The organism is Mycobacteriales bacterium (assembly GCA_035690485.1).
Lineage (GTDB): Bacteria > Actinomycetota > Actinomycetes > JAFAQI01 > DASSKL01 > DASSKL01.
Genome location: DASSKL010000075.1, coordinates 1 through 3,001, shown reverse-complemented (window position 1 = coordinate 3,001; position 3,001 = coordinate 1). Strand labels below are relative to the sequence as shown.

General features: G+C 74.2%; 2 protein-coding genes. Both read right to left on the bottom strand.

What is annotated here, in order from left to right:
- Positions 1-171: 171 nt before the first annotated feature.
- Positions 172-1,983: an FUSC family protein gene (locus tag VFJ21_10690; GenBank protein HET7407587.1), complete on the bottom strand. Its 1,812-nt coding sequence runs from the start codon at positions 1,981-1,983 to the stop codon at positions 172-174.
- 66 nt (positions 1,984-2,049) lie between these two features.
- Positions 2,050-2,970, bottom strand: coding sequence for an AEC family transporter (locus tag VFJ21_10685; GenBank protein ID HET7407586.1), 921 nt, complete (start codon positions 2,968-2,970; stop codon positions 2,050-2,052).
- Positions 2,971-3,001 lie beyond the last annotated feature (31 nt).

The following is a 3,001-nucleotide window of genomic DNA, read 5'->3' as shown; positions in this document are numbered from 1 at the left end:
TCCCCGCGATGCCCTGAGCGAGACGAAGACGGGAGCCCCTCGACCTGGGCTCCGCTCGTCGCCGGGTTCTGCCACCTTCCACGACGACGAGACGGCAAGGCCGGACCGCGATCCCCTCCTGCGGTCCGGCCTTGTGCGTGTGGTGTCGGGCCGGTCAGGACGTCAGCCGCGTCAGGACGTCAGCCGCGCCAGCACGGTGAACCCCTCGCTCTCGAGGCGCAGGAAGCTCTCCGCGGGCAGGTCCTCCGGTGTCGGCTCGCCGGAGGCGGCGTCGTAGGCGCTGCGCATCCGCTGCAGGGCGAGCGCCAGGGCGCGCCCTGCCTCCAGTCGTGCCGCCGAGCCGGCCTGCGATCCGGCCGCATCGTCGGCTGCCGGCCCCGGCTGGTCGGCGTCACCTGCACCGAGGGCCGCTCGCCCCCGCCGCAGCGCCTCCTCGGCGTCGTGCATGGACCCGCGCAGCGTGTCGGCGAGCCGGTGGTTCGGGATCGCGACGGCGCACATGACGCCGATCACCGCGCCGATCAGGGTGTCGAGCAGCCGGTCCGTCACCAGGCTCGTCGTGGAGATGTCGTGCCCGACGTGGGCCAGCAGCAGCGCGACCGGCGTCGCGAAGACGAGGGCGAAGGCGTAGTTGACCATCACCGTCAGCTCGGCCAGCACCTGGAAGACGATCACCAGCACGATCGCCGAGCGCGCCTCCGGGGCGATCCACAGCAGCGCCACCCCGATCAGCAACCCGATCCCGGTGCCGACGGCACGCTGGATGCCCCGGTGCAGGGTCGAGACGGTGTTGACCGACTGCAGCACCGCGGCCGCGGACACCGCCGCCCACGACGTGTGCCCGAGCCCGGCGGCGTGCGCCACGACGCTGGCCACCAGGGCCGCGACGAAGACCCGCAGCGCCAGCGGGACGTAGGGCGAGGACGGTCGCAGCTCGCGCACGGAGGAGCCCCACCGCCCGGAGCTGGGTGGGCGGGACATGTGCCGGGTCGCCGAGGGGTGGGTCAGCAGCGCGGCCGGCCGGTCGAGCACGGCCGAGGCGTGCTGGCGCTCGGCCAGACCCGCTTCGGCGGCGCCGCTGCTCGGCACGTCGGGCGTGCGACCGAACCGGCGCAGCCGCGACGCCAGCCGCAGGAGCGTCGCCGTGTCGACCACCTCGCCGCCCGCACCACCGTCGCCGGCAGGATCGGCCTCGCCGCCCGCACGACGAGCACCCACCGCGCGTTCGTGCGCCTGCCGGGCCCGCTCCATGACGGACTCGCCCACGGCACACAGCGCCTCGAGTCGTCCCGTCACCACGGTGGGCCGGGCCGACCCGAGGACCTGCCACGCCCGTTGCAGCGCGACGCCGGCCCGGTGGCGCGCAGTCGGTTCGAGCTCGGTGCCGACCGCGGTGACCCGGTCGGCCACGGCTTCGAGGGCCCGTGCCACCGCAACGCGTTCGGGGCCGTGGTGCCGGACCAGGTAGCCGGACATGCAGACCAGCCAGCACCACCCGGCTGCAGCGGCGGCGGTCAGTGCCGCCACCGGGATCGCGGACGCCTCGACCGGCAGCTCGGCGCAGACCGCGATCGCGAACACCGGCATGAGGCCGGCCGGCGGCCCGACCCGGCCGGCGTCCGCGAGGAGCTTCGCGAGCCCGGCGAACGCGGCGACGACGACGATCGCGAGCAGCGTGCTGCTCGACAGGGCGGCGACGGCCGTGCCCGCGACGACGGCGCTGGTGAGGAACAACCCGACGGCGGCGAGCATCGGTGCGCGCACGGCATACGGCTCGTTGCGGCCGTAGAGGGAGGTGAACCCGCCGAAGGCGGCGAAGACGAGCAGGTCGATCCGGCCGACGGCGTAGAGGGCGAGCAGGGGCGCTCCCATGCCGACGCCCGCGCACAGGGCCGGGACGACGGTCGCGTCCGGGCGACGGACCCGCATGGCGCCCCGGAAGACCCGGCGTTCGAGCCGGGTGAGGAGGGACGCGACGGGCACGGCCCATATCGTGCCGCATCCGCTCGGCAGGCCGGTGCGCCGACCCGCCGCACACGGCGTGGTCCGTCAGGCCAGGAGCGCCGTGATCACCAGGATCGTCGGCACCGACAGCACGGTCGTCACGAAGATCGCGTCCCGGGCCAGCACGATCGAGCGCTGGTAGCGGCTGGCGTAGATGAAGATGTTCTGCGCCGTCGGCAGGGCGGCCATCACCGTCACGGTGAGCAGGCCGTGCGGGGACAGGCCGAAGATCCACCGGCCGGCGGCATAGGCGGCGAGCGGCTGGGCGAGCAGCTTGAGGACGGCCACCCCGGCGACCTGCCCGCGCTCGACGCCGCCGAGCGGTCGGGGGCCGAGGCGCAACGAGATGCCGTACGCGAGCAGGGCGGCCGGCACGGCGAGGTTACCGACGAGCTCGACCGGCGCGTCGATGAGCGGGGGGAGGCTCCAACCGGTGATCGACCAGACCAGCCCGAGCAGGGTCCCGACGGTGATCGGGTTGCGCACCGGCATGGTCAGCACCGTGCCCAGCGAGGTGCGCCGGCCCGTGGTGACCGAGTCGAGGATCGCGAACGCCGCCGGCGCCAGGACGACCAGCTGCAGCAGCATGACCGGCACCACGGCAGCGCCGTTGCCGAGGGCGTAGATCGCGATCGGCAGGCCGAGGTTGCCGGCGTTGACGTAGCAGCTCGCGAGCGTGCTGATCACCGTGTCGTCGGTCGCCAGCCCCCGGCGCCGGGACAGCACCACCTGCAGCCCGGCGCTGACCGTGATGCTGATCGCGGCGACGGCCAGCGGCGCCGAGAGCACCTCGTGCACGTCGCTGCGGGCGAGCAGCCGGAACAGCAGCGCCGGCGTCCCGACGAAGAACGTCAGCCGCGCGAGCATGTGCTGCGCCTCCTCGCGCAGCACCCCGAGGTGCGCCAGCCCGAACCCCACGGCGATCACGGCGATGATCACCCAGAAGCCGGTCAGCACACCTTGCACGGTGGCTCAGTCTGTCCGGTATGCCGTGCGC